General features: G+C 51.1%; 25 protein-coding genes, 1 tRNA gene and 1 pseudogene. 15 read left to right on the top strand and 12 right to left on the bottom strand.

The features are described 5' to 3' along the window. The first annotated feature begins 109 nt into the window (after positions 1–109). Together blaCMY and SK32_RS13790 are read left to right on the top strand one after the other, a co-directional pair. The gene (gene blaCMY, locus SK32_RS13785) at positions 110–1,255 is read left to right on the top strand and encodes a CMY-2 family class C beta-lactamase (protein WP_048212911.1); all 1,146 of its coding nucleotides are present in this window, start codon (positions 110–112) and stop codon (positions 1,253–1,255) included. A gap of 93 nt (positions 1,256–1,348) precedes the next feature. Continuing rightward, complete coding sequence (locus SK32_RS13790; protein ID WP_048212912.1) at positions 1,349–1,882, top strand: lipocalin family protein; 534 nt, start codon at positions 1,349–1,351, stop codon at positions 1,880–1,882. Here SK32_RS13790 and sugE read toward each other — a convergent pair. Beyond that, a complete protein-coding gene (gene sugE / locus SK32_RS13795) occupies positions 1,879–2,196 on the bottom strand; it encodes a quaternary ammonium compound efflux SMR transporter SugE (protein ID WP_048212913.1) in 318 nt (105 codons plus the stop codon). The genes SK32_RS13790 and sugE overlap by 4 nt on opposite strands. 259 nt (positions 2,197–2,455) lie before the next feature. On the opposite strand from sugE, the gene SK32_RS13800 reads away from it, so the two are divergent. Beyond that, a complete protein-coding gene (locus tag SK32_RS13800; protein WP_048212914.1) occupies positions 2,456–3,055 on the top strand; it encodes a helix-turn-helix transcriptional regulator in 600 nt (199 codons plus the stop codon). 30 nt (positions 3,056–3,085) lie between these two features. Here the strand turns inward: SK32_RS13800 and ecnB are convergent, their stop codons facing one another. The 3 genes from ecnB to efp form a co-directional block, all read right to left on the bottom strand. Beyond that, positions 3,086–3,232, bottom strand: coding sequence for a lipoprotein toxin entericidin B (ecnB, locus tag SK32_RS13805; protein ID WP_003025482.1), 147 nt, complete (start codon positions 3,230–3,232; stop codon positions 3,086–3,088). A gap of 107 nt (positions 3,233–3,339) precedes the next feature. Further along, on the bottom strand, positions 3,340–3,474 hold the full coding sequence (gene ecnA, locus SK32_RS13810; RefSeq protein ID WP_040232999.1) for a lipoprotein antitoxin entericidin A: 135 nt from the start codon (positions 3,472–3,474) through the stop codon (positions 3,340–3,342). Between the two features lie 99 nt (positions 3,475–3,573). Then, positions 3,574–4,140 carry an elongation factor P gene (gene efp / locus SK32_RS13815; protein ID WP_003025478.1) on the bottom strand — a complete coding sequence of 189 codons (567 nt, stop codon included), beginning with the start codon at positions 4,138–4,140 and terminating at the stop codon, positions 3,574–3,576. Between the two features lie 41 nt (positions 4,141–4,181). On the opposite strand from efp, the gene epmB reads away from it, so the two are divergent. Both epmB and yjeJ read left to right on the top strand, forming a co-directional pair. Then, on the top strand, positions 4,182–5,210 hold the full coding sequence (gene epmB, locus SK32_RS13820) for an EF-P beta-lysylation protein EpmB (RefSeq protein ID WP_048212915.1): 1,029 nt from the start codon (positions 4,182–4,184) through the stop codon (positions 5,208–5,210). Between the two features lie 183 nt (positions 5,211–5,393). Next, the gene (gene yjeJ / locus SK32_RS13825; RefSeq protein WP_048212916.1) at positions 5,394–6,257 is read left to right on the top strand and encodes a YjeJ family protein; all 864 of its coding nucleotides are present in this window, start codon (positions 5,394–5,396) and stop codon (positions 6,255–6,257) included. Between the two features lie 179 nt (positions 6,258–6,436). Here yjeJ and SK32_RS13835 read toward each other — a convergent pair whose 3' ends face one another. The 3 genes from SK32_RS13835 to SK32_RS13845 form a co-directional block, all read right to left on the bottom strand. Then, the gene (locus tag SK32_RS13835; RefSeq protein ID WP_003025468.1) at positions 6,437–6,790 is read right to left on the bottom strand and encodes a DUF4156 domain-containing protein; all 354 of its coding nucleotides are present in this window, start codon (positions 6,788–6,790) and stop codon (positions 6,437–6,439) included. Between the two features lie 252 nt (positions 6,791–7,042). Continuing rightward, complete coding sequence (gene groL / locus SK32_RS13840; RefSeq protein ID WP_003830576.1) at positions 7,043–8,686, bottom strand: chaperonin GroEL; 1,644 nt, start codon at positions 8,684–8,686, stop codon at positions 7,043–7,045. Positions 8,687–8,729: 43 nt separating this feature from the next. Further along, the gene (locus tag SK32_RS13845; RefSeq protein ID WP_005120976.1) at positions 8,730–9,023 is read right to left on the bottom strand and encodes a co-chaperone GroES; all 294 of its coding nucleotides are present in this window, start codon (positions 9,021–9,023) and stop codon (positions 8,730–8,732) included. Between the two features lie 275 nt (positions 9,024–9,298). Between SK32_RS13845 and yjeH the strand changes: the two genes are divergently transcribed. After that, the gene (yjeH, locus tag SK32_RS13850; RefSeq protein WP_048212917.1) at positions 9,299–10,546 is read left to right on the top strand and encodes an L-methionine/branched-chain amino acid transporter; all 1,248 of its coding nucleotides are present in this window, start codon (positions 9,299–9,301) and stop codon (positions 10,544–10,546) included. 40 nt (positions 10,547–10,586) lie between these two features. Here yjeH and SK32_RS13855 read toward each other — a convergent pair whose 3' ends face one another. Next, positions 10,587–11,066: an FxsA family protein gene (locus tag SK32_RS13855; RefSeq protein WP_048212918.1), complete on the bottom strand. Its 480-nt coding sequence runs from the start codon at positions 11,064–11,066 to the stop codon at positions 10,587–10,589. A gap of 337 nt (positions 11,067–11,403) precedes the next feature. On the opposite strand from SK32_RS13855, the gene aspA reads away from it, so the two are divergent. The 7 genes from aspA (at position 11,404) to SK32_RS13890 (ending at position 18,678) form a co-directional block, all read left to right on the top strand. After that, positions 11,404–12,840 (top strand): aspartate ammonia-lyase, encoded by a 1,437-nt coding sequence (aspA, locus tag SK32_RS13860; protein ID WP_048212919.1) that lies wholly within the window; start codon positions 11,404–11,406, stop codon positions 12,838–12,840. 115 nt (positions 12,841–12,955) lie between these two features. Further along, a complete protein-coding gene (dcuA, locus tag SK32_RS13865) occupies positions 12,956–14,257 on the top strand; it encodes an anaerobic C4-dicarboxylate transporter DcuA (protein ID WP_003830670.1) in 1,302 nt (433 codons plus the stop codon). Positions 14,258–14,382: 125 nt separating this feature from the next. Beyond that, positions 14,383–14,730 carry a divalent cation tolerance protein CutA gene (cutA, locus tag SK32_RS13870; protein ID WP_003025447.1) on the top strand — a complete coding sequence of 116 codons (348 nt, stop codon included), beginning with the start codon at positions 14,383–14,385 and terminating at the stop codon, positions 14,728–14,730. After that, a complete protein-coding gene (locus tag SK32_RS13875) occupies positions 14,706–16,415 on the top strand; it encodes a protein-disulfide reductase DsbD (RefSeq protein WP_048212920.1) in 1,710 nt (569 codons plus the stop codon). The genes cutA and SK32_RS13875 overlap by 25 nt, the downstream gene beginning before the upstream one ends. A gap of 36 nt (positions 16,416–16,451) precedes the next feature. Further along, positions 16,452–17,027 (top strand): transcriptional regulator, encoded by a 576-nt coding sequence (locus SK32_RS13880; protein ID WP_048212921.1) that lies wholly within the window; start codon positions 16,452–16,454, stop codon positions 17,025–17,027. 152 nt (positions 17,028–17,179) lie between these two features. After that, a tRNA-Phe gene (locus SK32_RS13885) sits at positions 17,180–17,255 on the top strand. A 163-nt stretch (positions 17,256–17,418) separates the two neighbouring features. Continuing rightward, positions 17,419–18,678: a tyrosine-type recombinase/integrase gene (locus SK32_RS13890; RefSeq protein WP_048212922.1), complete on the top strand. Its 1,260-nt coding sequence runs from the start codon at positions 17,419–17,421 to the stop codon at positions 18,676–18,678. A gap of 187 nt (positions 18,679–18,865) precedes the next feature. Here SK32_RS13890 and SK32_RS13895 read toward each other — a convergent pair whose 3' ends face one another. The 4 genes and pseudogenes from SK32_RS13895 to SK32_RS26750 form a co-directional block, all read right to left on the bottom strand. Further along, positions 18,866–19,747, bottom strand: coding sequence for an integrase domain-containing protein (locus tag SK32_RS13895; protein WP_048212923.1), 882 nt, complete (start codon positions 19,745–19,747; stop codon positions 18,866–18,868). Between the two features lie 851 nt (positions 19,748–20,598). Next, positions 20,599–20,814 (bottom strand): helix-turn-helix domain-containing protein, encoded by a 216-nt coding sequence (locus SK32_RS13900; protein ID WP_048212924.1) that lies wholly within the window; start codon positions 20,812–20,814, stop codon positions 20,599–20,601. After that, a complete protein-coding gene (locus SK32_RS13905; protein ID WP_048212925.1) occupies positions 20,811–21,272 on the bottom strand; it encodes a hypothetical protein in 462 nt (153 codons plus the stop codon). Before SK32_RS13905 ends, SK32_RS13900 begins: the two co-directional genes overlap by 4 nt. Before the next feature lie 46 nt (positions 21,273–21,318). After that, positions 21,319–21,516: pseudogene (locus tag SK32_RS26750) on the bottom strand (Rha family phage regulatory protein); the annotation flags it as partial. 142 nt (positions 21,517–21,658) lie between these two features. Here SK32_RS26750 and SK32_RS13910 point away from each other — a divergent pair. Both SK32_RS13910 and SK32_RS24845 read left to right on the top strand, forming a co-directional pair. Next, on the top strand, positions 21,659–22,204 hold the full coding sequence (locus tag SK32_RS13910; protein WP_048212926.1) for a hypothetical protein: 546 nt from the start codon (positions 21,659–21,661) through the stop codon (positions 22,202–22,204). Continuing rightward, on the top strand, positions 22,179–22,487 hold the full coding sequence (locus SK32_RS24845; protein WP_231591582.1) for a hypothetical protein: 309 nt from the start codon (positions 22,179–22,181) through the stop codon (positions 22,485–22,487). The genes SK32_RS13910 and SK32_RS24845 overlap by 26 nt, the downstream gene beginning before the upstream one ends. Positions 22,488–22,561 lie beyond the last annotated feature (74 nt).

Here is a 22,561-nt window from a genome sequence, read left to right on the forward strand (position 1 = left end):
TATATCTGCTGCTAAATTTAACCGTTTGTCAACACGGTGCAAATCAAACACACTGATTGCGTCTGACGGGCCCGGACACCCTTTCGCTTTTTATTACGGAAATGATTTCATGATGAAAAAATCGTTATGCTGCGCACTACTGCTGACAGCCTCTTTCTCAACGTTTGCCGCCGCAAAAACAGAACAACAGATTGCCGATATCGTTAACCGCACCATCACACCGCTGATGAAGGAACAGGCTATTCCGGGTATGGCCGTGGCCGTTATCTACCAGGGAAAACCGTATTACTTTACCTGGGGTAAAGCTGATATCGCCAATAATCGTCCGATTACACAGAACACACTGTTCGAACTCGGTTCAGTCAGTAAGACCTTCAATGGCGTGCTGGGCGGCGATGCGATCGCCCGCGGCGAAATCAAACTCAGCGATCCGGTCACCCGGTACTGGCCGGAACTCACAGGCAAACAGTGGCAGAACATTAGTCTGCTGCACTTAGCCACCTATACGGCGGGTGGCCTGCCGCTTCAGATCCCCGACGAGGTGACGAATAAAACTGCATTGCTGCGCTTTTATCAAAACTGGCAACCCCAGTGGGCCCCGGGCGCTAAACGTCTCTATGCTAACTCCAGCATTGGTCTGTTTGGCGTACTGGCGGTGAAACCCTCTGGAATGAGCTACGAAGGGGCGATGATCAGACGCGTCCTGCAGCCATTAAAACTCACTCACACCTGGATTACCGTTCCGCAGAACGAGCAACGAGATTATGCCTGGGGCTATCGCGATGGCAAGCCCGTACATGTTTCGCCAGGCCAGCTTGATGCCGAAGCGTATGGTGTGAAATCCAGCATTATGGATATGGCTCGCTGGGTTCAGGCCAATATGGACGCCAGCCACGTGCAGGAGAAAACCCTGCAGCAGGGCATCGGGCTCGCACAGTCACGTTACTGGCGCATTGGTGAGATGTACCAGGGCTTAGGCTGGGAAATGCTTAACTGGCCGGTAAAAGCAGACACTATTATCAACGGCAGCGACAGTAAAATCGCTCTGGCGGCGCTTCCGGCCGTTGAGGTAAACCCACCTGCCCCCGCAGTAAAAGCCTCCTGGGTACATAAAACAGGTTCGACTGGCGGATTTGGTAGTTATGTGGCTTTTATTCCGGAGAAAAATCTTGGCATCGTGATGCTGGCCAATAAAAGCTACCCGAATCCTGCTCGCGTCGACGCGGCATGGCGCATCCTTGAAAAACTGCAGTAACCGGCGTTGAGGTCCGATCCGTCGGGCCTCCTTTCTTCCACTTCTTTTCCTGCTGTCATCTACACTTAACAAAAATACAGCAAGGAATATCCCATGCGCATTCTGCCCGTTGTTGCTGCAGTTACGGCTGCATTTCTGGTTGTTGCCTGCAGTTCTCCTACACCGCCGAAAGGCGTTACCGTGGTGAATAACTTTGATGCCAAACGCTATCTGGGCACCTGGTATGAAATTGCGCGTTTCGACCATAGATTCGAACGTGGGCTGGAAAAAGTGACCGCAACCTACAGCCTGCGCGATGATGGTGGGCTCAACGTCATCAACAAAGGCTATAACCCGGACAGGGAAATGTGGCAAAAAACGGAAGGCAAAGCCTATTTCACCGGCGATCCTGGCCGGGCTGCTCTTAAGGTCTCGTTCTTTGGCCCTTTCTATGGTGGGTATAACGTGATTGCTCTCGATAGGGAATATCGTCATGCGCTGGTCTGCGGCCCGGATCGCGACTATCTGTGGATCCTCTCTCGCACCCCAACGATTTCAGATGAGATGAAACAGCAGATGCTGGCAGTCGCGACCCGGGAGGGATTTGAAGTGAATAAGTTGATTTGGGTAAAACAACCCGGCGCTTAGTGGGTGCTGAGCTTCAGGCCAATAATGCCGGCAATAATCAACCCCAGGCTGAGCAGACGTGCCGGACTGGCTGATTCACCCAATAGCAGAATGCCGGTAATGGCCGCCCCTACCGCGCCAATCCCGGTCCAGACGGCATAAGCCGTACCAACCGGTAGCGTTCTCATCGCCCAGGAAAGCATAGCGATACTGACGATCATCGCCGCAATGGTGATAATACTTGGCGTTAAACGGGTAAAACCGTGGGTATATTTCAGACCAATAGCCCAGACAACTTCAAGCAGGCCCGCGATAAGTAAAACGATCCAGGACATGACTGGCTCCAGTACACAATGGGGCCGTCCCCGGTTGAAAGATGCGTTTGCAGGTCGTCCTGCAAAGCGGATGTATGAAATGGCATTTTTGCCCGGGAGAAAATGAATTTCAACCTTTTTATTCATTGCTTACTTAAAGCAAGAATTAAGCCCAATTAGAGGCGTAGTTCCCGCATTTGGCTCACATTGGACTTCTCTATGATGAAGAGCTTTCTGAACTCAGAAAGCCATTTGATCCTCTTCTGAATGCGAAAGGTTTATGCTTAAAATTTTAGTGATTGACCGGTGCCACTTCACCCGCACAGGGATAGAGGCCTTGCTTAATCATTCTGGTATGTTCAACTCTTCATTTCTGGTGTCAGGGATTAATAATCTGATGTTGGCTAAAGAGCATATTTTGCAGTGGAAGCCACATCTGGTAATCGCAGATTTATGTAGTTTTCTCAGCGATATTCACTCCAGCCCCCCCATCGCACCATTTTTTATGAGCTGCGGCGCCATCCCGCTGATTTTACTACAATCAGGCGACCGATCGCATAACCCAATCGATCCCCCTCACTCTGCCGTTCACTCGACATTGTCCAAACACATCGCGTTGCATGATCTTTCGCGCACGATCCAGAATGCACTACAGATCCGCCCCGTATTGGATACACCTAAAAATGCCACACCGCTGCTTACACCACAGGAAGAGAAGGTACTGTCGTTGTGGATGGATGGCGTTGATAACAATGCAATAGCCGCCGCGCTCTGCATTCATGGTAAGACGGTATACACCTATAAGCGAAATATCCGTATGAAGCTGCACCTGGGGAACCGCTTTTCACCGTTTCTCTCTCTACCTGAGAAGATGAATTAACGGTACGACGGTGCGTCGTACCGTTCATAGCTATTGCTGAGCCTTTGTCGCTGCACCAGAAATGGCACTACCGCCCTCAGAAATATCCTGACCTACGCCTCGCGTCGTATTACACGCCGTTAATACGGAAGAAAGTACCAACACAGAAAAGATCGCAGCAATTGTCTTCTTAACCATAACGTCTTCCTTTTTTAGCCAATATTGTTTGTGTATAGCTACTTAATAATAGACAAGATCTGGGGGGGGGACGGATAAACGACCGTTTTTAAGACAACATGAGGGGACTAGCTGGCAGCGTGAGAAATTGAATTACCGAGATGTTTGATATCTTCACCGAAGCCGCGCGCCGTATTACAGCCCGCCAGGAGGGTGCTGGTGAAAAGGATAAGCATTACAAGACCGAGAAGACGTTTCATCATTCCTGCCCTGGAAAAGTATGGCGCAGCAATCTGCACCCACATCTTAGAAATACGCAAAATCATTCAGGCCGCCTGATGCAGCCTGAAAGATGAAGAATATTACTTCACGCGGGATACGTATTCGCCAGAGCGGGTATCCACTTTGATGACTTCGCCGATCTGTACGAACAGCGGAACTTTAACCACTGCACCGGTGGACAGCGTCGCTGGTTTACCACCAGTACCTGCAGTGTCACCTTTCAGACCTGGGTCGGTTTCAACGACTTCCAGCTCAACGAAGTTCGGCGGAGTCACGGAGATCGGCTGACCGTTCCACAGGGTCACGATGCATTCAGCCTGGTCCAGCAGCCATTTAGCGTTATCGCCTACCGCTTTCTCGTCAGCAGCCAGCTGTTCGAAAGTGGTGTTATTCATAAAGTGCCAGAACTCACCGTCGCTATACAGGAAAGTCAGGTTCATGTCGGCTACGTCTGCGCCTTCAGCGGAGTCGGTAGACTTGAAGGTTTTCTCTACGCGAGTACCGGTCAGCAGGCGACGCAGCTTAACGCGCGCAAACGCCTGGCCTTTACCTGGTTTAACGAATTCGCTGGCTTCAACCGCATAAGGTTCGCCGTCCAACATGATTTTAAGACCAGCACGAAAATCGTTGCTATAGTACGTTGCCATAAGGCCCTCTGAAAATTGTTAACTGGTAGCTAAGCCACAAAATGGCGCATATTGTAACCCTAAATACCCCATCCAGAGAAGATTGGTTATCGCAACTTGCCGATGTTGTGACCGATCCTGATGAACTTCTGCATCTTTTGAATATAGACGCAGATGAAAAACTGTTGGCCGGACGCGATGCGAGACGGCTTTTCGCCCTGCGCGTACCGCGTGCGTTTATTGCCCGCATGGAAAAAGGCAATCCAGACGATCCGCTTTTGCGTCAGGTACTTACTTCTCAGGAAGAGTTCGTTTCCGCACCGGGCTACTCGACCGATCCACTGGAAGAGCAGCACAGCGTCGTTCCTGGATTACTGCACAAATATCGCAACCGGGCGCTATTGCTGGTTAAAGGCGGTTGTGCGGTAAATTGTCGCTATTGCTTCCGCCGACACTTCCCGTATGCTGAAAACCAGGGCAATAAGCGCAACTGGCAGGTCGCCCTGGACTACATTAGCGCACATCCTGAGCTGGATGAGATTATCTTCTCCGGTGGCGATCCGTTAATGGCCAAAGACCATGAACTGGACTGGTTGCTCACGCAACTGGAAGCCATCCCGCATATTAAGCGTCTGCGAATTCACAGCCGTTTGCCGATTGTTATCCCGGCGCGTATTACTGAAGGACTGGTCGAGCGTTTTGCACACTCTTCCCTGCAGATTCTGCTGGTCAATCACATTAATCACGCGAACGAAATTGATGAGACATTTCGTCAGGCAATGGCCAGCTTGCGTAAAGTGGGTGTCACATTGCTTAACCAAAGCGTCCTGCTGCGTGGCGTGAACGACAACGCACAAACGCTGGCAAACCTGAGCAATGCACTGTTTGATGCGGGCGTAATGCCCTATTACCTGCATGTACTGGATAAAGTGCAGGGAGCCGCTCACTTTATGGTGAGTGACGATGAGGCACGGAAAATCATGCGAGAGCTGCTGACGCTGATTTCAGGCTATATGGTCCCAAAACTGGCGCGCGAAATTGGCGGTGAGCCAAGTAAAACGCCGTTGGATTTGCAGTTACGCCAACAATAGTCATTATTGAGTGTCCGATTTCGGACACTCGACACGATTACTTATCATTTAAATTCCAACAAGTGGAGCCACACTTTTAATCTGTGCTATTTTAGTTAGCGCTGTAAAATCATTCATTCGTAAATTTTATCAATAGTTTCAAATGCAGAACATCAATAAATATATGGTTAGGGAGAACCTTTGATGGCTATCAGTATTAAAGGTATTAATACCGGCGTTATTCGTCAGAAGAATGAATTTATTGCTTTGGCATTAAAGATAAAAGAACCAAGAAATAAAGAGCCGCTGTTTTTTCTTTCTCCGCTTGGGCTAAGAGACTTGTTTATTGCTCTGGAAAGCAAGCTATACGCCAAACATCAACTAAGCGAAGACGAGCGTGTGCAATATGAGAAAGAATGCGAGAAAGCCAGCAAAAATATGCACGAAAATATTCCTTTAATTCAGGAAGATGAGTTAAAGAATGCGGATATTAACCGTCGCATAAATTCACTGACGTTAGTGGATGATAAAGGGGATAACTTAGCATTTTCTCTGACGCTGCATGACGGGAAAACAGATGAATTACTGATTAATGAATTACAGATTCAGGTGTTGGCGCATGCAATTATTCATGCAATAAATAATGCTGGCATGCGGGATTTAGCGCTACGAATTACATCGCTGCTGGATTTTCTGCCGCTGTACGATGTGGATTGCCAGCAAAACGACAATCTGGAATACGATTCTTATACACAACCCGAATGGAAACATAACCTGTTTAATCATTATCTGGCGATTATTTACCGCTATACGGATGATAAAGGAAAAGCCCAGTACTGTGGTTCGGTAGTAAAAACTCGCGCCCTTTCCGGCAGCAAAGAGGCCGAAGCCATTACTCGCCGTCTGCTCGATTTCAGCCCACGGCTGAAAAAACTTGCCGGTGTACCGTGCCAGGTGTTTGTCAGAACGTTGACGGGTGATAAGACGCAAAAGCTCAATCAGGATCAGTGCCTGCGCGCGCTGCATCATTTACGCGTTCAGTCTGCGCATAAGACTCAGAATGCCTGATGGCGCTGCGCTTATCAGGCCTACGATTGCATGAGCCTGTCCAGGCCACTTTATTACACAAAATCATTCAATCTGCATCGCGGCGGCAAGCGAAGAAAATCCCCAGGAGCATAGATAACTATGTGACTGGGGTTTCACAGCGCAGCCAACAAAGGGGCTGGTTGAAGGATGAAGTGTAATCAGTTAGGGCACTTATAAACCTGCCCAATCATCTCACTAGCGGTAGGAACAAAGCTGGAGAGCATTCCCTGCGATGGGCTGCTGACGCCATAAATCACGTTACCGCCCATTGCCGCAGCCTGGTTACGCAGATCGTTTGCTGCGCCACGCATTGAGCCGCCCTCTTCGCCGTGCTGGCCAGAAAGCCAGTTGCTTTGCTTACCGGTTGCCGTGCCTATCAGTTGGCACTCTGCGCCAGGCTTGTCTTCGACAAAGCGTACGCTTTGCCCGGCTGAACTCAGTTCGTTGCTGGAGCTACAACCCGCCATCAGTAGCGCGGCACCAACGATCCCTGCTAAATATTTCACGTGCATGTCATTCCCCATAATCAATTAGTTGGACGTTATGTCCGTAGCTGAATCATATACTAAAAAGATGACCAAAAGAAAAACCCCCGGACATTTCTGCCCGGGGGTTTCTCAATTCTGGGAGATGAGCACCCAAATCATTCTGGTTGCAGGAAGGCGGCCAGTTTGTTAATCCCCAGGAGCTTACTCAAGTAAGTGACTGGGGTTAGCAAACGCAGCCAACGCGTCTGCAGCCTGAAGGATGCAGGGTGTGGGCAATTACATCATGCCGCCCATTCCACCCATGCCGCCCATACCGGCAGCACCTAAGTCAGGCGCATCGCCTTTCGGCAGGTCGGTAACCATGCACTCGGTGGTGATCATCAGACCCGCAACAGAAGCCGCGTACTGCAGAGCAGAACGCGTTACTTTGGTTGGATCCAGGATACCCATGTCGATCATGTTGCCGTATTCTTCAGTTGCAGCGTTGTAACCGTAGTTACCGTCACCCGCTTTCACGGTGTTAGCCACTACAGACGGCTCTTCGCCGCAGTTCAGCACGATTTGACGCAGCGGGGATTCCATTGCGCGCAGCGCAACTTTGATACCCACGTTCTGGTCTTCGTTCTGGCCTTTCAGGCCGGCAATTTTGCTTGCTACACGGATCAGCGCAACACCACCACCAGCAACCACGCCTTCTTCTACCGCAGCACGTGTCGCGTGCAGGGCATCTTCAACGCGAGCTTTCTTCTCTTTCATTTCAACTTCAGTCGCAGCACCTACTTTGATAACTGCAACGCCGCCTGCCAGTTTCGCTACGCGCTCCTGCAGTTTTTCACGGTCGTAGTCTGAAGTTGCTTCTTCGATCTGCTGACGAATCTGAGTCACGCGACCCTGGATTGCAGCTTCGTCACCCACGCCATCGATGATGGTGGTGGTGTCTTTGTTGATAACAACGCGTTTAGCCTGACCCAGATCTTCCAGAGTTGCTTTTTCCAGCTCCATACCGATCTCTTCAGAGATAACGGTACCACCGGTCAGGGTAGCGATATCCTGCAGCATCGCTTTACGACGGTCGCCGAAACCAGGTGCTTTAACCGCAGCCACTTTCACGATACCGCGCATGGTGTTAACAACCAGAGTTGCCAGCGCCTCGCCTTCAACATCTTCAGCGATGATCAGCAGCGGTTTGCCTGCTTTCGCAACGGCTTCCAGAACCGGCAGCATTTCGCGGATGTTGGAGATTTTCTTATCAGCCAGCAGGATGAACGGGCTTTCCAGTTCTACTGCGCCAGTTTCCGGCTTGTTGATGAAGTAAGGAGACAGGTAGCCACGGTCGAACTGCATACCTTCAACTACGTCCAGTTCGTCCTGCAGACCGGTACCGTCTTCAACGGTGATCACGCCTTCTTTACCGACTTTGTCCATCGCTTCAGCGATCAGTTTACCTACGGTTTCGTCGGAGTTAGCGGAGATGGTACCAACCTGAGCAATAGCTTTAGAGTCGGAGCACGGTACGGACAGTGCTTTCAGTTCTTCAACGGCAGCAGCGACAGCTTTGTCGATACCACGTTTCAGATCCATCGGGTTCATGCCCGCAGCAACAGCTTTCAGGCCTTCAGTGATGATGGACTGAGCCAGTACGGTTGCGGTGGTGGTACCGTCGCCTGCAGCGTCGTTCGCTTTAGAGGCAACTTCTTTCACCATCTGCGCACCCATGTTTTCGAACTTGTCTTCCAGTTCGATTTCACGTGCTACGGAAACACCATCTTTAGTGATGGTCGGTGCACCGAAAGATTTATCCAGAACTACGTTACGGCCTTTTGGACCGAGGGTAACTTTCACTGCATCTGCCAGTACATTCACGCCGCGCAGCATTTTCACACGAGCGTCGTTACCGAATTTTACGTCTTTAGCTGCCATTTTCTCTTTCCCTTAAATTCGTATGTTCAGTGTCGTTCGCGGATTAGGCTTCAACGATTGCCAGGATGTCGCTTTCGGACATGATCAACACTTCTTCATTGTCGATCTTCTCAGATTTAACACCGTAGCCATCGTTGAAAATGACGATATCGCCGACTTTCACGTCCAGCGGCTGTACAGAACCGTTGTCCAGGATGCGACCCTTACCGACAGCGATGATTTCGCCACGAGTTGATTTACCTGCAGCGGAACCGGTCAGTACGATGCCACCAGCAGATTTGGATTCAACTTCTTTACGTTTGACGATCACACGATCATGTAACGGACGAATACTCATTGATAGCTCTCCTTTGAGAAAGTCTTTATCAGTTATGGGTGACGCCGGCCCGTAAACGGTATCCCGGCTAGTGACCAGAGAGATGGGGATGGGCTTTTGTGCCTTCAAGGGGGCAAGCGAAAAAAAATTTTTATCAGCAGAAAATCCCGTCAAAACACCGACACGCCTCACATTTCATAACGATTTCAGCTACGTCGTCATAAGCAAATCCGATTGTGATACCATCGAAAATCTGCGCTGTAGCCCGGTACATGGGCATAACCGGATAACAACTTATGAGCGGATTAAAACAAGAGCTGGGACTGGCTCAAGGCGTTGGCCTGTTGTCGACATCATTGTTAGGTACAGGCGTTTTCGCCGTCCCCGCACTTGCCGCGCTGGTTGCTGGCAACAACAGCCTGTGGGCATGGCCGGTGCTGATCGTTTTAGTCTTTCCGGTGGCGATTGTCTTTGCCGTACTCGGTCGCCATTTTCCCAGCGCAGGCGGCGTGGCGCATTTTGTCGGCATGGCCTTTGGCTCACGGCTTGAGCGCGTTACCGGGTGGCTTTTTTTATCGGTAATTCCAGTGGGGTTACCTGCGGCGTTGCACATTGCCGCCGGATTCGGCCAGGCAATGTTTGGCTGGCATGGTTGGCAGCTTCTGTTAGCAGAGCTCGGCACGCTGGTATTGGTCTGGTACATCGGTTCGCGGGGTGCCAGCTCCAGCGCAAACCTGCAAACGGTGATTGCCGGACTGATCGTCGCGCTGATTGTCGCCATCTGGTGGGCTGGCGAGTTGAAACCGAGTGAGATCCCCTTTCCTGCCATTGACAAAATTGAGTTTCCCGGGCTTTTTGCCGCGCTGTCGGTGATGTTCTGGTGCTTTGTTGGCCTTGAAGCGTTCGCACACCTGGCCTCTGAATTCAAAAATCCGGAGCGGGATTTCCCGCGCGCGCTGATGATAGGTCTGCTACTGGCCGGTTCCGTGTACTGGGCATGTACCGTCGTTGTACTTCATTTTGGTGCGTACGGAGAGCAGATGGCGGCGGCGGCATCGCTGCCTGAAATCGTCGTGCAACTGTTTGGCGTTCACGCCCTGTGGGTTGCCTGCATCATTGGTTATCTGGCCTGCTTTGCCAGCCTCAACATTTATATCCAAAGTTTCGCCCGTCTGGTGTGGTCGCAAGCACAATATAAACCTGAGAGCTGTCTGGCTCGTCTATCCCCTCGCCATCTTCCGGGCAATGCGCTAAACGCCGTATTGGGCTGCTGCGTCGTCAGTACATTGTGCATCTATATGCTGCAAATCAATCTCGACGCGTTAATCATCTACGCTAACGGCATCTTTATTATGATTTATCTGCTGTGCATGCTGGCGGGATGTCGATTACTGAAAGGACAATACCGCGCGCTGGCGGTTATTGGCGGTCTGCTGTGTCTGCTGCTGTTGGCGATGGTAGGCTGGAAGAGCCTGTATGCGCTGATTATGCTGGCAGGGCTGTGGCTGTTTTTACCGAGCCGGAAAATGGCTGAGGCCAAATAAGCAATAAGAAAGCCCGGTAGCACTTACCGGGCCTGCAGGGTCAGTCGCGACGATCGTCGTCTTTATGATCAAGACGGTTGCGCTCATCGTCTTTACGCTGAAATTCACCGTCGAAGGTCTCACCGCCACCGGTTCCGGCACTAAATCCACCACCTGGCATACGCGAAAAACGCAAATGTGGCAGCAACTTCATGGTCAAATGTTTCTGCACCGGAGGTAATAAAAGAAGAAGACCGAGGAAATCGGTGAAGAAACCAGGCAACACCAACAGCAAGCCGGCGATAATCAGCGACACGCTCTTGATCATTTCTGCAGCCGGACTTTCACCAGCCGCCATTTTTTGTTGCATCAGTAAAAAGTTCTTAAACCCCTGGTTACGAACCAGAGACATACCGATAACCGAGGTAAAAATAACCAAAATCAGGGTCATCAGGACACCCAGCACATGGGCAACCTGGATAAAAATAGATATCTCTATGTAAACGTAGAGAAAAATGGCAAGTAATGGTATCCAGCGCAAAGGGCTCTCCTGTTGAAAACAGTCGTTTTCACCAACAACTGCTCGAAAATTGTGTGACTTGCATCACTCTAATATTGGGGTGATTAGCAAAATTTCAAGCTGCTTGTACACTAATATTTGGTGTTAATCCTAAAGGGGTGATCTATTTCACAGAATAATAAATAAGGGGTAAATTCCACGCTTTAAGTGATCCAGATTACGGTAGAAATCCTGAACCAGCATATGATCTCGGGTATCAGACCGATGCAGGGGATAATCGTCGGTCGAGAAACAATCGAAATCACATATATCCTGTGTGTTTAGTCAAATCATTGGCAGCTTGAAAAAGAAGGTTCACATGTTAAACAACATTCGTATCGAAGAAGACTTGTTGGGTACCAGGGAAGTTCCAGCGGACGCTTACTATGGTGTCCACACTCTGAGAGCGATTGAAAACTTCTACATTAGCAACAACAAAATCAGTGACATTCCTGAATTTGTTCGCGGCATGGTAATGGTTAAAAAGGCAGCGGCACTGGCCAACAAAGAGCTGCAAACTATTCCTAAGAGCGTGGCAAATGCCATCATCGCGGCGTGTGATGAAGTCCTGAATAACGGAAAATGCATGGATCAGTTCCCGGTAGATGTTTACCAGGGTGGTGCGGGTACCTCCGTCAACATGAACACCAACGAAGTGCTGGCCAATATCGGTCTGGAACTGATGGGTCACCAGAAAGGTGAATATCAGTACCTGAACCCGAACGACCACGTCAACAAATGTCAGTCTACCAACGACGCTTACCCGACCGGTTTCCGTATCGCTGTTTACGCATCCATCATCAAACTGATTGATGCTCTGAACCAGCTGCGTGAAGGCTTCGAGCAAAAAGCTGTTGAATTCCAGGACATCCTGAAAATGGGTCGTACCCAACTGCAGGATGCTGTACCGATGACCCTCGGTCAGGAATTCCGTGCTTTCAGCGTACTGTTGAAAGAAGAAGTGAAAAACATTGGCCGTACCGCTGAGCTGCTGCTGGAGGTTAACCTCGGCGCAACTGCAATCGGTACGGGTCTGAACACACCGAAAGAGTACTCTCCGCTGGCAGTGCAAAAACTGGCTGAAGTGACCGGTTTCGCCTGCGTTCCTGCAGAAGACCTGATTGAAGCCACCTCCGACTGTGGCGCATACGTTATGGTGCACGGTGCACTGAAACGTCTGGCTGTGAAAATGTCCAAAATCTGTAACGACCTGCGTTTGCTCTCCTCTGGCCCACGTGCCGGCCTGAATGAGATCAACCTGCCGGAACTGCAGGCGGGCTCTTCCATCATGCCAGCAAAAGTGAACCCGGTTGTTCCAGAAGTTGTAAACCAGGTGTGCTTTAAAGTCATCGGTAACGACGTCACTGTTACCATGGCATCTGAAGCAGGTCAGCTGCAGCTGAACGTAATGGAACCTGTTATCGGCCAGGCAATGTTCGAATCTATCCACATTCTGAGCAATGCTTGCTACAACCTGCTGGAAAAATGCGTTAGCGGCATCACTGCTAACAAAGAAGTGTGTGAAGCATTCGTTTATAACTCCATCGGTATCGTCACCTACCTCAACCCGTTCATCGGTCACCACAACGGCGATATCGTCGGTAAAATTTGTGCCGAAACCGGTAAGAGCGTGCGTGAAGTTGTCCTGGAGCGCGGTCTGTTGACCGAGGCAGAACTGGACGATATCTTCTCTGCACAGAACCTGATGCACCCGGCTTATAAAGCAAAACGTTATACTGATGAAAGCGAACAGTAATCGTGTAGGGTAGTACCAGAGAGGGCACGTCATGATGACGTGCCTTTTTTCTTGCACCAAGTTACTTAAAAACAACAATTTAATATCAACTTGTTAAACAACAAGGAAGGCTAATATGATAGTTTTAGAACTTATCATCGTTTTGCTGGCAATCTTTTTGGGTGCCAGACTTGGGGGTATCGGTATTGGATTTGCAGGTGGGCTGGGTGTTCTGGTTCTCGCCGCTATTGGCGTAAAACCGGGTAATATTCCGTTCGATGTTATTTCCATTATCATGGCGGTTATCGCTGCTATCTCCGCCATGCAGATTGCCGGTGGTCTGGACTATCTGGTCCATCAAACTGAAAAACTGCTGCGTAAGAACCCGAAATACATCACAATCCTTGCACCGATCGTGACCTATTTCCTGACTATCTTTGCCGGTACCGGCAACATCTCTCTGGCAACGCTGCCAGTTATCGCTGAAGTCGCGAAGGAGCAAGGGATCAAACCTTGCCGTCCGCTCTCTACCGCAGTGGTTTCTGCACAGATTGCGATTACCGCATCACCTATCTCAGCGGCCGTGGTTTACATGTCTTCCGTCATGGAAGGTCATGGTATCAGCTACATTCACCTGCTGTCAGTGGTCATTCCGTCTACCCTGCTGGCCGTTCTGGTGATGTCCTTCCTGGTCACCGCACTGTTCAACTCCAAACTGTCTGACGACCCGATTTATCGTAAGCGTCTGGAAGAAGGCCTGGTTGAACTGCGCGGTGAAAGACAAGTTGAAATCAAAGCTGGCGCGAAAACCTCCGTTTGGTTGTTCCTGCTGGGCGTGGTTTGTGTTGTCGTTTACGCCATCGTCAACAGCCCAAGCCTTGGCCTGGTCGCTAAACCGCTGATGAACACCACCAACGCCATTCTGATCATCATGTTGAGCATCGCGACGCTGACGACAATCATCTGCCGCGTTGAGACTGACTCCATCCTGAACTCCAGCACCTTCAAAGCCGGTATGAGCGCCTGTATTTGTATCCTGGGTGTTGCATGGCTGGGTGATACCTTCGTATCTCACAACATTGACTGGATCAAAGATACTGCAGGTAGCGTAATTCAGGGTCATCCGTGGCTGCTGGCTGTCATCTTCTTCTTTGCTTCTGCTCTGCTGTATTCTCAGGCTGCAACGGCTAAAGCACTGATGCCGATGGCTCTGGCACTGAACGTTTCTCCACTGACCGCTGTAGCGTCTTTCGCTGCGGTTTCTGGCCTGTTCATTCTGCCTACCTACCCAACTCTGGTTGCGGCGGTTCAGATGGATGACACCGGTACTACCCGTATCGGTAAATTCGTCTTTAACCATCCGTTCTTCATCCCGGGTACTCTGGGTGTGGTTCTGGCTGTCTGCTTCGGCTTCTTGCTGGGTAGCTTCATGCTGTAAGTTTTACCTGCGGGGTGCTTAGGCATCCCGCAGTACCTCCCCGCCTCGCTTTAACTAACATCCTTCCCTCGTCCGTTGTATAGTTACCGTTCTCTTGCTGGTTACTCTGTTCTTTCGAGGTGTTTATGCTTGATGTTAAGAGTCAGGATATCTCCATCCCCGATACCGTTGTGGTGCTCTGTACCGCCCCGGATGAAGCAACTGCCCAGGATCTGGCTGCAAAAGTACTGGCAGAAAAACTGGCCGCCTGCGTGACGCTGCTGCCCGGTGCAACGTCTCTCTATTATTGGGAGGGTAAGCTGGAGCAGGAATATGAAGTCCAGATGATTTTAAAAACTACCGTCACGCACCAGCAAGCGCTTCTCGATTGCCTGAAGTCTCATCATCCATATCAAACCCCTGAACTTCTGGTTTTACCCGTCACTCACGGAGACTTTGATTACCGCTCATGGCTCAACGCATCCTTACGCTGATCCTGCTGCTATGCAGCACATCCACTTTTGCCGGATTATTTGATTCGCCTGGCCGCTCGCAGTTTGTCCCTGCCGACCGGGCATTTATTTTTGATTTTCAGCAAAACCAACATGACCTGAACTTCTCATGGCAGGTAAAAGACGGCTACTACCTGTACCGCAAACAGATAAGCATTACACCGTCTCAGGCTGATATTGCCGAGGTAAAGCTACCGCCAGGCGTCTGGCATGAAGATGAGTTTTACGGCAAAAGTGAAATTTACCGTAAGCAGTTGAACGTTCCGGTAACGATCAATCAGGCCGCATCTGGTGCAACGCTGACCGTTACTTACCAGGGCTGTGCCGATGCCGGATTTTGCTATCCGCCGGAAACCAAAACCGTTCCACTCAGTGAAGTCATGGCTCGTACAGATGCGACGCCTACACCAACGCCTGATACAGTCGCCCCGGAAAAACAATCACAGCCAGCCGCCCAACTCCCCTTTTCCGCACTGTGGGCATTGCTGATCGGGATTGGCATTGCCTTTACCCCCTGTGTATTGCCGATGTATCCACTGATTTCCGGGATCGTACTCGGCGGTAAACAACGCTTATCAACCGGGCGGGCTCTGCTGCTGACCTTTATCTACATACAGGGAATGGCGCTCACCTATACCGCGCTGGGTCTGGTCGTTGCGGCTGCCGGGCTACAGTTTCAGGCCGCGCTACAGCATCCCTATGTATTGATGGGGCTTGCCATTGTCTTTACGCTGCTGGCTCTGTCGATGTTTGGCCTGTTCACGCTGCAGCTCCCTTCATCGCTGCAGACGCGTCTCACATTGATGAGTAACCGCCAGCAAGGCGGCTCTCCTGGTAGCGTCTTTGCGATGGGGGCGATTGCCGGCCTCATCTGTTCCCCTTGCACCACAGCCCCGCTAAGCGCGATTTTGCTGTATATCGCTCAGAGCGGGAACATGTGGCTGGGAGGCGGCACGCTGTATCTGTACGCACTGGGGATGGGATTACCCCTGATGCTGATTACCGTATTTGGTAACCGCCTGCTGCCTAAAAGTGGCCCATGGATGGAACATGTCAAAACCGCTTTTGGTTTCGTCATCCTTGCGCTTCCCGTCTTTTTACTCGAACGCATTATTGGCGACGAATGGGGCATTCGCTTATGGTCACTGTTAGGCGTCGCGTTCTTTGGCTGGGCGTTCATCACCAGCCTGCAGGCAAAGCACGCCTGGATGCGTATCGTGCAGATTGTCCTGTTAGCCGCAGCACTGGTATGCGTGCGTCCACTGCAAGACTGGGCGTTCGGCGCGCCGCATACTCAAACCCAGGCACACCTTAACTTCACGCCGGTGGCATCGGTAGATGTGTTAAATCAAGCGCTGGAGCAAGCTAAAGGCAGGCCAGTCATGCTGGATCTGTATGCCGACTGGTGTGTAGCCTGTAAGGAATTTGAAAAGTACACGTTCAGTAATCCGCAGGTTCAGCAAGCGCTAGGCAACACGGTGCTGTTGCAAGCTGATGTGACAGCAAACAATGCCCAGGATGTCGCTCTGCTGAAACACCTACAGGTTTTAGGTTTGCCGACTATCTTGTTCTTTGATGCCGAGGGAAAAGAGCATCCGGAGGCCCGGGTAACGGGTTTTATGGATGCCGCGACCTTCAGCGCACATTTGCGCGATCGCCAACCGTGAGCGACACTTGCAACAGGAAATACGGAGGAGAATACCGTGCAACGTGAAGATGTCCTGGGAGAAGCCCTGAAATTACTTGAGGTTCAAGGGATAGCCAATACCACACTGGAAATGGTGGCAGAGCATGTCAATTATCCACTTGATGAACTGCAACGCTTCTGGCCTGATAAAGAGGCCATTCTGTACGATGCCTTGCGTTACCTCAGTCAACGGGTGGATATCTGGCGGCGTCAGCTTTTGCTGGATGACACGCTGAGCGCTGAGCAGAAACTACTGGCACGCTATAACGCGCTGTCCGAATGCGTGAGTAATAATCGCTATCCAGGCTGCCTGTTCATCGCCGCCTGTACGTTTTACCCCGATCCCGGGCATCCGATCCATCAGTTAGCCGATCAGCAAAAAAAGGCAGCACATGACTTCACCCATGAACTGCTCACGACGCTGGAAGTTGACGACCCGGCAATGGTCGCCAAACAGATGGAACTGGTGCTGGAAGGCTGCCTGAGCCGCATGCTGGTTAATCGTAGTCATGCTGATGTAGAAACAGCACATCGTCTGGCCGAAGATATCCTGCGTTTTGCTCAGTGTCGTATGGGCGGGGCGCTGACCTAAGCGAGCATTATCTATTTTAGCCGCATCTGTCGGGGAGATTTGTGCAAACTTCAGGCACAACCATGCAGATTGCCGTAATTTTAAGCGGTTGAACAATGTTTCCAGAAATTTGATTGACTGACAGACGTGAATACGGTTTAATGCGCCCCGTTGCCCGGATAGCTCAGTCGGTAGAGCAGGGGATTGAAAATCCCCGTGTCCTTGGTTCGATTCCGAGTCCGGGCACCAAAATTTAGTTTCATGGCGTACCTGTGCGTCCTGAAACGTTAAAAAATCAGTAAGTTACAAAGAGTCTGGAGTATCAATAGATACTGCCAGATTTTTTGACACCCAGAGTTTTTGGGGGCTTAATTGGGGGCCTGTCGGTTCGATAAACTCTGGAGCCCCCGCTATGCCACTCACCGATACCGCCATTCGCAATGCAAAGCCGCTCGATAAACCCTACAAACTCAGCGACGCACAGGGCTTATACCTGCTGATTAAACCCAACGGCTCTAAACTCTGGCAACTCAAGTACCGCTTTGGCGGCAAGGAGAAGAAGCTGGCGTTTGGCGCTTACCCGACCGTGACGCTGGCGAATGCGCGTAAGCTGCGTGAAGAAGCTCGTACGGTACTCAGTGCGGGCGACGATCCGGGGGTGAAAAAACAGCAGGAGAAGCAGGCGAAGAAAAGCGGCAATACGTTCGAAGAGGTCGCCCGTAAGTGGCTGGCGGGCAATATCCGCTGGACGGAGCATCACGCGGCGAAGATCCTGCGCTCACTGGAGCTACGCGTTTTCCCGCTGATCGGTAAGATCCCCGTTACCGACCTGAAAACCGCCGATCTGCTAATCCCGCTGCGGGTGGCGGAGAGAAAAGGCAATCTGGAGACCGCCGCACGCATTCAGCAGCGCACCACGGCAATTATGCGCTATGCGGTGCAAGAGAGCCTGATCACCAGCAATCCGGCCAACGATCTGACCGGAGCCATCGCGCCGCCGCCGAAAAACCACTACCCCGCCCTGCCGCTGGAGAAAATGCCGGAATTACTGGAGCGGCTGGAAAGCTATTCCGGCAGATTACTGACACGGCTGGCGGTACAGCTTAACCTGCTGATCTTTTTCCGCTCCAGCGAACTACGTTTTGCCCGCTGGACAGAGATCGATCTGGATGGTGCCATGTGGACGATCCCCGCACAGCGTGAGCCGATTCCGGGCGTGCGTTATTCAGAGCGCGGCGCAAAGATGAAAACGCCGCATCTGGTGCCGCTGTCAACGCAGGCGGTGACAGTGCTGAAGCAGTTAAAACTGCTGTCCGGCAGCAGTGAGTTATTGTTCCCCGGCGATCACGATCCGCGCAAGCCGATGAGCGAAAACACCATCAACAAGGCGCTGCGGGTGATGGGGTACGATACGAAAGTAGACGTGGGCGGCCACGGCTTCCGCACGATGGCCTGTAGCGCACTGATTGAGTCCGGGCGCTGGTCGAAAGACGCCGTGGAGCGGCAGATGAGCCATCAGGAGCGTAACAATGTTCGCGCCGCGTATATCCACAAGGCGGAACACCTCGACGAGCGCACACAGATGATGCAGTGGTGGTCGGACTGGCTCGACGCCTGTCGGCAGAAGTTCGTTGCGCCTTATCGGTATGACAGGCAGGTTCAGGTGGCCTGAATTTGTTGATGAACCACGCCGTAAAGCAGATCTCAGCGGATCTGCTTTTTATTTGCACCAGTGCCAAACTCCGTTTAACTGCACCAGTTCCGCCTTTTAAGCCCTTTGGCCCTTTCCGGTCTGGTGCTGTTACCCTTAGAGTCCCCTTATCCCTTCGGCCTTTTCATGATTGCACCAGAACAGGAAATTATTCATCTTCCCGCCGCCCGTAGACCTGCGCCACATACCGCCCGCGCCCGTCGCCGTGGCCCAAATCCATCGCCGTCAGCGCCAGCGCTTCTTTGTCGCTGAATCCCTGCGCCAGATAATGGTGCATCGCATCCTGCGCCCACGCATAGCGCAGTGAGTGCGGACTGTAATCGCCCGTCAGGCCAGCCTTTGCGATCTCCCCGCGCCAGTAATTCATGGCTTTCTGGAGATTCGGCTGTTCGATCAGCCTACCGTCACGTTGCTCTGCGACAGATAAGGCATTATCCAGCGCTTTTTTGACTGCGCCAGCATCAAGAATAACGGTTTCGCGCGGACAATGGCCTTTGGTGCCAAACACCACGGTTAAGCGGGTTTCGCCGCGCTCCAGCGCCTGTTTCCACGTTTTCAGTGACTGACAGCACTGAACCGCTTCCTGCGAGCGCAACCCCATCAGCCTTGTCAGTTCCAGCGTTACCGCCAGCCCTGCGTCTTTATCGCGGACGGCTTCCAGTACCTTGCTGTAATACTCCGCCGTGATGGCCCGGTTGGTGCCGTTACGCGATGCGCCAGCCAGCCCTAATGCTTTATTGGTCAGTCGCTCATGTTCGGCTACCTGCTTACGTCCGGCCTGTTGCAGTACGCCACGCAGTGCGGCCATTTCATTTTGCAGCGTCCGCTTGCCAATCTCCTGCGCCAGCCGCGCCTGAATGTAGCATTCAACATGGCGTACCCTGATCTGCGCCACCCGCTGGATCTGGATATTCAGAGAGCGTAAATGGCGGCTGAACCGCTGCACAATATGAATGCGGTCATCCACCGTTTTAAAACTGCCGCCAGCCCTTTTCGCCAGCGCCTTCATTTCACCGCCTAATTTCCCCATAGCTACCCCTTGCCGCTATTAAAAAGCACAATCTGGCCCCGGCGTATGCTTTTTGGCTGCGCCAGAACGATACCTCCACGCCGGGGTGGCAGGTTGTTGAGGTGTAGGGAGTTTCAGACTGTACGCAGTACAGGCTGCCTGCCAAAGCAGGAGGTTCTCCGGGGCATCGTGCCCCCCTCGGTATCGATCTTTTTCTCCTATCTCTGAACCGACAGCAGCCTGAAAACGGCGTGTCAGTGTGGGGGATTGAGGGCACAGGCCAGATTTTTCGTGGCCTGCGTCGGCGTGGTGGAACGGCGTCACTTGCGTCCGTGATACGGAACTCAAGTGACGCCCGGTCAGGTGCCGTGCCCTGAAAGAGCACATTCTGGTGCAGGATTTACCGGAAAGTTTCCGGTGCGGTGAAGCATCAACCAGTGAACTGGTGCAGGTAAAAGGCGCTGAAATTCAGCTGATGTAAATGTACCGGGAAATCGGTGATTTTCCGTAGAGAGAAACAGCAACCGGTGAACTGGCGCAGTTAAAGAATGTATCGTGTATAACCTCAGACCTCCGCCGCGATGTTCTGCGACCCGGTGTTTGCAGAGGTTAGCACCGGTAAAAGGATCAACCATCTCCTGACGAGTCAGGCGCTTCTTTCAGGTCATGAAGCATTGGGAGCTGCCGGAGCAGCGGAGTGCAGGAAGGAGATTACACCCGGTTTTCGCGGATGAAAAGGGGAAACCTTTTTTCTGGAAATTGAGTTGTTTGTGGATTTTTTCGTCATTCTGTGAATGGCAGTCTGCCGCGCTTCGCTTGCCTTCTCCCGTTCTTCCGCCAGCAGAGCTGACAGAAGATCGGGAGAGTCTGTTTTAACGCGACCTGAGATAGCGCGAAGGCCAGATTTGCTCTGGCGCAATACCCAACGCTTCGGCGATCAGCCTTTCACCTTTGGGCCAGTGCCTTATCAGCGCATTTGCCAGCGTGGAGGATGCCAGCCCCGCTTGGCGGGAAACCGCAGACAGCGACGTCCCCTGCTTTTTCAGCGCCGCGATGATGTCGGCAGAATGCCAGTCCGGTTGCATCATTCCACCACCCCGTCAATAAACTTCACACCGTCGGCGGTGCGCGGCCAGCGCGGGGCTTTCATTTCCGCTGCGAAGTAATTGATCAGGTCATACAGCAGCCAGCTAAGGAATTTCTCCGTTTCAGAGGAAAATCCCTGCCCCGCCAGCGTCTGCGTCAGGGCAAGACAGTAGTTGCAAAGCTCGGTGCATTCTGGCCCAAACTGAGGGGCGTTTGCGGGGAGGGTATCAACAGTCAGGCTTTCAACAAGATGCGGCGGGACGGGTTCTAACAGCGTGGGCTGGAGCAGCGTCAGGGCGGTATTGAGTCTGCCGCAGAGCGCCATTTTTAACGCGATATCTTTACTTTCAATCAGGGTTTCGGCGAAGTTTTCGCAGTGGCTGGCAAGGACGGTGAAGTCCGTGGCGGCATTGAAGGGAACAGCAAGTAACGGATGTGTCTGGGTGGGGATCGTAGCCATGGTGGCAACCTCCTGTAACGGGTTTATATTTCCGCCACCGGAGAGGTCAATCCCACGGGTGGCGGAACCGGACGGGGTTGACCTTACCGGCGTTACAGGAAACCGGCGCACCTTGCGGTGCCCCCGCCCGGCCCGCCATAGAGGTGTAGCCGTGCGCACGACATAAAAAAAGACGCGGGCGCGTCAATATGTCGCCTGTAACAGTTTTCAGGAGGTCAAGCCCGGCACCTGATTTTGCAGGTGCCTGTAAACGATACCGTGATTGGCTTACTGCGGCAAGGCCATTTTTTTGAAGTCAGATCGCAGAAATGAACAAGCCACATCAGTAAGCTTATACAAAATCATGGTATGCTCAAAAATGTATTCTGATTTTCTCAGAAAGGAAAATGGACGTGGAAAAAATCCAAAACGATATTGATACACTTTTAGTTTTTATGAATGATGATTTAGAAAACCAAGGGATGACAATTAAGCAAGCATACTTTGACTTTACCGAAGGAGCTGGTGATTTTGTTTCTTTTACCAAAAAGAACGACTGGAATAAAGATGACCTCTACAAAATTATTAAAATATGTATAACACGTTCTCTTATTAAGAACGATTATGGAAATACTTTTTGTGAGATCAAAATTACAGAAGAAGGTCAAAGCAGAGCGATTTCCGTAAAGCATGGTAAAAAACGCGCTTATGAACTCGGAGCAAGTATGCAAATAGCAACACTTAACGTTAATGGCCCGGCTCAGGTTGGAAACGGAAACACCCAGAATTTCAACATGGTGTTTCATGAACTGGAGCAAAAAATTGATGCCTCTGGTGCTTCTGATGAAGAGAAAAAAGAAGCAAAAAGCCGACTCGCTAAATTACTCGAACACCCTCTGGTCTCAGCAATTGCAGGCGGTATTGCTGGTGGTATCTCTGGCATGGCTGGATAAACTTGGCAAGCACATGGACGAATTAAGAAAAAATATCAGTCTGCATTGTACATTTTGTCATTCTACACAATTCGCTATTCCCTATGATGGTTATGAACCTCATCATGGTAGTTTTGTTGTTTGTGCACAATGTGGGCGTGAAAATGATTTCACGTCTTTATTGCTCATCGTTAAATCTAAAGGAATGGATATGGCTAAAGAGTATGCTGAAAACGTTATTGAGGATATGAAAAAAGAGTTAATTAAATCCTTTAAAGGCAACAAGTTCATAAAAATAAAATAGTTATAACTTATTCCTTAGCAAATGAATTTAATCAAGAATATAAAATGCCAAATCTTATTTGGCATTTAAAGGCT

This window comes from Citrobacter sp. MGH100 (assembly GCF_001034465.1).
Classification (GTDB): Bacteria; Pseudomonadota; Gammaproteobacteria; order Enterobacterales; family Enterobacteriaceae; genus Citrobacter; species Citrobacter youngae.